We start from the raw sequence: 6,700 nt of genomic DNA, 5'->3' as shown, positions 1-6,700 counted from the left end.
TGGCCTCAAGGCTGCTAGCTGAAACTGTCCAACTTTTGTGGGGCAGTCCATTCCAGTGGGAGCGGGTTTACCCGCGAAGAGGCCGCGACAGGCAATAAAAAAGCGCCCCGAGAGGCGCTTTTGCACAGGCAGCAGCTGTTACTGCGCAGCAGGCACTTCGCCCGCTTCCTGCATGCGCTGCATTTCTTGCGCGTACAGGGCGTCGAAGTTGACCGGCGACAGCATCAGGGCCGGGAACGAGCCACGGGTTACCAGGCTGTCCAGGGTTTCGCGCGCGTAGGGGAACAGGATGTTCGGGCAGAATGCGCCCAGGGTGTGGCTCATGGAAGCGGCATCCAGGTTCTTGATCAGGAAGATACCCGCCTGCTGCACTTCAGCGATGAACGCCACTTCGTCACCGTTCTTGACGGTAACCGACAGGGTCAGTACCACCTCGTGGAAGTCACCTTCCAGCGCTTTCTGCTTGGTGTTCAGGTCCAGGCCGACGCTCGGCTCCCAGGTCTGACGGAAGATCTGCGGGCTTTTCGGGGCTTCGAACGACAGGTCACGCACATAGATGCGCTGCAGGGAGAACTGAGGGCTGTTGTCTTCTGCAGCAGCGCCGTTGGTCTGTTGGTCAGTCATGGCAGATCCTTATCCTAGTGTTTTGGAGTGCAGTGCAAATCAGGCCGCCAGCAGTGCGTCGAGCTTGCCGGCGCGCTCCAGGGCGTAGAGGTCATCGCATCCACCGACGTGGGTGCTGCCGATCCAGATCTGCGGCACCGATGTGCGGCCAGCCTTCTGGGCCATTTCGGCGCGCAGCTGCGGCTTGCCATCGACCTTGATTTCCTCGAATGCAACGCCCTTGCTCTCGAGCAGGTACTTGGCGCGCATGCAGTAGGGGCAGTAGTCGCTGGAATAGACGATGACGGGTTTCATATCACTTCACCAAAGGCAGGTTATCGGCTTTCCAGCTGGACACGCCACCGCTGAGCTTGGCAGCGTTGTACCCAGCCTTGAGCAGATCGCGGCACACGGTGCCGGACTGCTGGCCCATCGCGTCGACCACGATGAGGGTTTTTTCCTTGTGCTTGTCCAGCTCGGTCATGCGGCTGGCCAGCTTGTCCTGGGGGATGTTCACCGCACCGACGATGTGGCCGGCGGTGTACTCCTTGGCTGGGCGGATATCAATGACCAGACCCTTGTCGGCGTTGACCAGGGCGGTGAGTTGGCCATTGCTCAGGCTCTGCCCGCCACGACGGATTTCATTGACCAGCAAAGCGACCAGCAGAACAACGAAGATCGCCACCAGTAGGTAGTGGTTTGTCGCAAATTGAATCAGGTTAGCAACCATCTGGGGTGTTCCACGCGATAGAAAATGCCGGCCAGTATACACACCCCCTGTGTGGCACCAAAGCCCGACGGCCCGGCCATCAAAGCGCTTTCATGGGGCCAGTCCAGGTGCGCCGGTCGGCGGAAGGGACGATTATTCGCCCGCGCTGGCGCATTTGCCCTAAAATGCGTGTCTTTATCATCTTTGAACAACCGTGAGTTTGATTGATGACGAGCACGCCCAAACCCCTGGTCCTGATCATCCTGGATGGCTTTGGCCACAGCGAAAGCCCCGAATACAACGCCATCTATTCGGCCAATACGCCGGTCTACGACCGCCTGCGCGCCACCCAGCCGCACGGCCTCATTTCAGGTTCGGGCATGGACGTCGGCCTGCCGGACGGGCAGATGGGCAACTCTGAAGTCGGCCACATGAACCTCGGCGCCGGGCGCGTGGTGTACCAGGATTTCACCCGGGTGACCAAGGCCATCCGTGACGGCGAATTCTTCACCAACCCCGTGCTCACCGGCGCCGTGGACAAAGCCGCTAATGCTGGCAAGGCTGTGCACATTCTCGGTTTGCTGTCCGATGGTGGCGTACACAGCCACCAGGACCACCTGGTGGCCATGGCCGAACTGGCGGCCCAGCGCGGCGCCGAAAAAATCTACCTGCACGCGTTTCTCGACGGCCGCGACACCCCGCCACGCAGCGCACAGTCGTCCATCGAGCTGCTGGATGCCACCTTTGCCAAGCTGGGCAAGGGCCGCATCGCCAGCCTCATCGGCCGTTACTACGCCATGGACCGTGACAACCGCTGGGATCGCGTCAGCGCCGCCTACAACCTTATCGTCGACAGCACCGCCGAATACACCGCCGACAGCGCCCTGGCAGGCCTCGAAGCCGCCTATGCACGCGATGAGAGCGACGAATTCGTCAAGGCCACCCGCATTGGCCAGGCGGTCAAGGTAGAAGACGGCGATGCCGTGATCTTCATGAACTTCCGCGCCGACCGCGCCCGTGAACTGTCACGGGTATTCGTCGAGCCTGATTTCAACGAATTCCCACGGGCGCGCCTGCCCAAGGTTGCCGCCTACATCGGCCTGACCCAGTACTCGGCCAAGATCGCAGCCCCGGCGGCCTTCGCCCCGGCCAGCCTGCACAACGTGCTGGGCGAATACCTGGCCAACAACGGCAAGACCCAGCTGCGCATTGCCGAGACCGAAAAGTACGCCCACGTCACCTTCTTCTTCTCGGGCGGGCGTGAAGAGCCGTTCGAAGGCGAAGAACGCATCCTGATCCCGTCGCCGAAGGTTGCCACCTACGACCTGCAGCCGGAAATGAGCGCCCCCGAAGTCACCGACCGCATCGTCGAGGCCATCGAGCAGCAGCGCTTCGACGTGATCGTGGTCAACTACGCCAACGGCGACATGGTGGGCCACACGGGCGTGTTCTCGGCGGCCGTGCAAGCAGTTGAGGCCCTGGACAGCTGCGTGGGCCGCATCGTGGAAGCACTGGACAACGTCGGCGGCGAAGCGCTGATCACCGCCGACCACGGCAACGTCGAGCAGATGGAAGACGAGTCCACCGGCCAGGCCCACACTGCCCACACCACCGAGCCGGTGCCGTTCATCTACGTGGGCAAGCGCCCCCTCAAGGTGCGTGAAGGCGGCGTGCTGGCCGATGTTGCGCCGACCATGCTCAAGCTGCTGGGCCTGGAGAAACCCGTGGAAATGACCGGCACCTCAATCCTCCTCGACGCTTGAGAACAGCTGCAAGTTGCAAGCTACAAGCTGCAAGAAAGAGCAAAAGCAAGATCAAGAGCCACACGCGCTCGGCTTGCCGCTTGTAGCTTGTAGCTTGCAGCTGATTCATACTAGGCCAGTCTCCATCCCCGGTACGCCAAACCTCATGCTTCGCGCCCTGATCCTTCTAGCCCTGTCTTGCCTGCTCAGCCCGGCCTTCGCCGATGAGCGCGCACAGACCCAGCAGCAACTGGACGCCACCCGCCAGGATATTGCCGAGCTCAAGAAGACCTTGGGCAAGCTCCAGGAAGAAAAGGCCGGTGTGCAAAAAGACCTGAAAACGACCGAGACCGACATCGGCAAGCTCGAAAGGCAGGTGGAGGCCCTGCAGCAAGAACTAAAAAAGACCGAGGGCGAGCTGGAGCGCCTTGATACCGAGAAAAAAAAACTCCAGAGCGCCCGCGTTGAACAACAACGGCTGATCGCCATTCAGGCCCGTTCCGCCTACCAGAACGGGCGCGAGGAATACCTCAAGCTGCTGCTCAACCAGCAGAACCCCGAGAAATTCGCCCGCACCCTCACGTATTACGATTACCTCAGCAAGGCGCGCCTTGAACAACTGCGCACCTTCAACGAAACACTTCGCCAGCTGGCCAATGTGGAGCGCGAAATCGGCACGCAACAGCAGCAGCTTCTGGCCCAGCAGGCAGACCTCGACACCCGCCGCCAGGCGCTGGAAACCGAGCGCAGCAAGCGCCAGCAGGTACTGGCCAAACTCAACGGCGACGTAAAAGACCGCGACCAGAAGCTGCGCGCCCGCGAGCAAGACCAGGCCGACCTGGCCAAGGTCCTGAAAACCATCGAGGAAACCCTGGCTCGCCAGGCCCGCGAAGCCGAAGAAGCGCGCCAGCGGGCCCTGATAGCGCAGCAGGAGGCAGAAAAACGCCGTCAGCAGGAGGCCCTTGCCGCCGCCGCCGCTCGCAATCAGTCTGCCGAACCGGTCGAGCCGCCGAAAAAGGCCCGTGCCACCCTGGGGCCAATGGTGTCCGGTGATGGCGCCAGCTACGGCGGTGCATTTTCTGCAGCCCGTGGAAAACTTCCCTGGCCAGTCAATGGTCGATTGCTGGCACGCTTCGGTGATGCACGCGGTACGGATGCCCGGGCCAAGTGGGACGGGGTGATGATCGGGGCAAGCCCCGGCACCCAGGTGCGCGCCGTACACGGCGGGCGCGTGGTGTTTGCCGACTGGTTGCGCGGTGCCGGTCTTCTGGTCATTCTCGATCATGGTAACGGTTACCTGAGCCTGTACGGCCACAACCAGAGCCTGCTGAAGAATGCCGGGGATATCGTCAAGGCTGGCGAGGCCATCTCTACGGTCGGTGACAGCGGTGGCCAGGAGGCTGCCGGGTTGTACTTCGCCATCCGCCAGCAGGGCCGGCCTACCGACCCTTCGCAATGGTGCCGTGGCTAGTCAAACTTATGCGGCGTAGCCTGGGTGCTGCGCCGATGCTCCGCAGGGAGCGCTTACAGGATCAGGAGTTCGTTCGACATGCTGCACTCGCCTCGTCTTACCCAGCTGGCCCTGTCCATCGCCCTGGCGGTCGGCACGCCCCTGGCCCTCGCCGCAGAGCCGGCCAAGGCGGCGGCAGCACCGGCCACCGAGATGACCAGCAAGGCGCCGCTGCCGCTCGAAGAGCTGCGCACCTTCGCCGAGGTCATGGACCGGATCAAGGCCGCCTATGTCGAGCCGGTGGATGACAAGACCCTGCTGGAGAACGCCATCAAGGGCATGCTCAGCAACCTGGACCCGCACTCTGCCTACCTTGGGCCAGAAGACTTCCAGGAGCTGCAGGAAAGCACCAGCGGCGAATTCGGCGGCCTGGGCATCGAGGTTGGCCAGGAAGACGGCTTCATCAAGGTGGTCTCGCCCATCGATGACACGCCCGCTTCCCGCGCCGGTGTGCAGGCAGGCGACCTGATCGTCAAGATCAACGGTGCCCCTACCCGTGGCCAGACCATGACCGAGGCTGTGGACAAGATGCGCGGCAAGGTGGGTGACAAGATCACCCTGACCCTGATCCGCGACGGCGGCAACCCGTTCGACGTGACGCTGGCCCGTGCGGTCATCCAGGTCAAGAGCGTGAAGAGCCAGTTGCTGGAAAACGACTACGGCTACATCCGCATCACCCAGTTCCAGGTCAAGACCGGCGAGGAAGTGGGCAAAGCCCTGGCCAAGCTGCGCAAGGACAACGGCAAGAAGCTGCGCGGCGTCATCCTGGACCTGCGCAACAACCCAGGCGGCGTGCTGCAGTCGGCGGTGGAAGTGGCCGACCACTTCCTGACCAAAGGCTTGATCGTGTACACCAAGGGCCGCATCGCCAACTCCGAACTGCGCTTCTCGGCCGACCCGGCCGACGCCAGCGAGGGCGTGCCGCTGGTGGTGCTGATCAACGGCGGCAGCGCCTCGGCATCGGAAATTGTCGCCGGCGCCCTGCAGGACCAGAAACGCGCTGTGCTGATGGGCACCGACAGCTTCGGCAAGGGTTCTGTACAAACCGTGCTGCCGCTGGCCAACGACCGCGCACTCAAGCTCACCACCGCCCTGTACTTCACCCCCAACGGCCGCTCCATCCAGGCCCAGGGCATCGTGCCGGACATCGAAGTGCGCCAGGCCAAGCTCACGGCCGAGGCCGACAACGACAACTTCAAGGAAGCCGACCTGCAGGGCCACCTGGGCAACGGCAACGGCGGTGCCGACCGCCCCACCGGCAGCAGCAAGCGCAAGGAGCGGCCACAGGATGACGACTTCCAGCTCAGCCAGGCTCTGAGCCTGCTCAAGGGCCTCAACATCACCAAAGGCAATTGATGAGCCCCATGCGGCACCTGCTGTGCCTGTTGCTGTGCCTATTGGCCGGTGCCGCGCAAGCGGCCCCACCGGCCAAGGCGTACATGAGCATCATCATCGACGACCTGGGCCAGAACACCGAGCGTGACAACCGTACCCTGGCCCTGCCCGGGCCGGTGACCATGGCGATCATGCCCGACACCCCACACGCCACCGGCTTCGCCCGCCAGGCGCACAAGGCCGGCAAAACGGTGATCCTGCACATGCCCATGGACCCGGCCACGGGCCCCTACGCGTGGCACCCCGGCCTTGCCATGGGCGAGCTGGCTTCGCGCCTGGACGCTGCGCTGCTGAAGGTGCCGTTCGCAGCGGGGGTGAACAACCACATGGGCAGCCGCATGACCTCGCAGCCTGAGACCATGGCCTGGCTGATGGGGGAACTGCAGCAGCGCGGGCTGTTCTTCGTCGACAGCCGCACCAGCGCCGCCACCGTGGCAGCGGCCAAGGCCCAGGCGCAAAGCGTGGCCCATGTGTCGCGGGACGTGTTCCTTGACGATGTGCGCACCACCGAGGCTATCGCCGGGCAGCTGCAACAGGGCGTGGCGCTGGCGCGTCGGCAAGGGTCGGCCGTGCTCATCGGCCACCCTTACCCGCAAACACTGGAAGTGCTCGAACGCGAGATCCCCCGGTTGAAACAGCAGGGTGTCGAGCTGATCGAGCTGCAGCAGATGGTTGCCGAGCGTGGCAACCAGGCCATGCCGGCCCATGGCCGACACGGCAGGTACAGCAACCGCTGACGCA

General features: G+C 63.3%; 7 protein-coding genes. 4 read left to right on the top strand and 3 right to left on the bottom strand.

Annotated features, from left to right (window positions below; all coding sequences use genetic code 11):
• Positions 1-138: 138 nt before the first annotated feature.
• Genes secB through IAE33_RS08020 form a run of 3 tightly spaced genes read right to left on the bottom strand, consistent with a single transcriptional unit; the run spans position 139 to position 1,333 of the window.
• Complete coding sequence (gene secB, locus IAE33_RS08030; RefSeq protein ID WP_028631981.1) at positions 139-624, bottom strand: protein-export chaperone SecB; 486 nt, start codon at positions 622-624, stop codon at positions 139-141.
• A 39-nt stretch (positions 625-663) separates the two neighbouring features.
• A complete protein-coding gene (gene grxC, locus IAE33_RS08025) occupies positions 664-918 on the bottom strand; it encodes a glutaredoxin 3 (RefSeq protein WP_029886544.1) in 255 nt (84 codons plus the stop codon).
• A gap of 1 nt (position 919) precedes the next feature.
• Positions 920-1,333 (bottom strand): rhodanese-like domain-containing protein, encoded by a 414-nt coding sequence (locus tag IAE33_RS08020; RefSeq protein WP_028631983.1) that lies wholly within the window; start codon positions 1,331-1,333, stop codon positions 920-922.
• Between the two features lie 206 nt (positions 1,334-1,539).
• Here IAE33_RS08020 and gpmI point away from each other — a divergent pair, with 206 nt between their 5' ends.
• The 4 genes from gpmI (at position 1,540) to IAE33_RS08000 (ending at position 6,696) form a co-directional block, all read left to right on the top strand.
• Positions 1,540-3,075, top strand: coding sequence for a 2,3-bisphosphoglycerate-independent phosphoglycerate mutase (gpmI, locus tag IAE33_RS08015; RefSeq protein ID WP_201163066.1), 1,536 nt, complete (start codon positions 1,540-1,542; stop codon positions 3,073-3,075).
• 145 nt (positions 3,076-3,220) lie between these two features.
• A complete protein-coding gene (locus IAE33_RS08010) occupies positions 3,221-4,525 on the top strand; it encodes a murein hydrolase activator EnvC family protein (protein ID WP_201163065.1) in 1,305 nt (434 codons plus the stop codon).
• 78 nt (positions 4,526-4,603) lie between these two features.
• The gene (locus IAE33_RS08005) at positions 4,604-5,920 is read left to right on the top strand and encodes a S41 family peptidase (RefSeq protein ID WP_028631986.1); all 1,317 of its coding nucleotides are present in this window, start codon (positions 4,604-4,606) and stop codon (positions 5,918-5,920) included.
• 8 nt (positions 5,921-5,928) lie between these two features.
• On the top strand, positions 5,929-6,696 hold the full coding sequence (locus tag IAE33_RS08000) for a divergent polysaccharide deacetylase family protein (RefSeq protein WP_201163064.1): 768 nt from the start codon (positions 5,929-5,931) through the stop codon (positions 6,694-6,696).
• Positions 6,697-6,700 lie beyond the last annotated feature (4 nt).

Source organism: Pseudomonas sp. S60 (assembly GCF_016647865.1).
GTDB lineage: Bacteria > Pseudomonadota > Gammaproteobacteria > Pseudomonadales > Pseudomonadaceae > Aquipseudomonas > Aquipseudomonas parafulva.
The sequence above is the reverse complement of the archived record's forward strand: the minus strand, read 5'-3'. Positions and strand labels throughout refer to the sequence as shown.

What these genes read in the sequence shown, in the direction of transcription:
- gpmI (WP_201163066.1), top strand. Translation starts at nt 1,540, where the DNA reads ATGACGAGCACGCCCAAACCCCTGGTCCTGATCATCCTGGATGGCTTT.
- IAE33_RS08010 (WP_201163065.1), top strand. Translation starts at nt 3,221, where the DNA reads ATGCTTCGCGCCCTGATCCTTCTAGCCCTGTCTTGCCTGCTCAGCCCG.
- IAE33_RS08020 (WP_028631983.1), bottom strand. Translation starts at nt 1,333, where the DNA reads ATGGTTGCTAACCTGATTCAATTTGCGACAAACCACTACCTACTGGTG.
- grxC (WP_029886544.1), bottom strand. Translation starts at nt 918, where the DNA reads ATGAAACCCGTCATCGTCTATTCCAGCGACTACTGCCCCTACTGCATG.
- IAE33_RS08000 (WP_201163064.1), top strand. Translation starts at nt 5,929, where the DNA reads ATGCGGCACCTGCTGTGCCTGTTGCTGTGCCTATTGGCCGGTGCCGCG.
- IAE33_RS08005 (WP_028631986.1), top strand. Translation starts at nt 4,604, where the DNA reads ATGCTGCACTCGCCTCGTCTTACCCAGCTGGCCCTGTCCATCGCCCTG.
- secB (WP_028631981.1), bottom strand. Translation starts at nt 624, where the DNA reads ATGACTGACCAACAGACCAACGGCGCTGCTGCAGAAGACAACAGCCCT.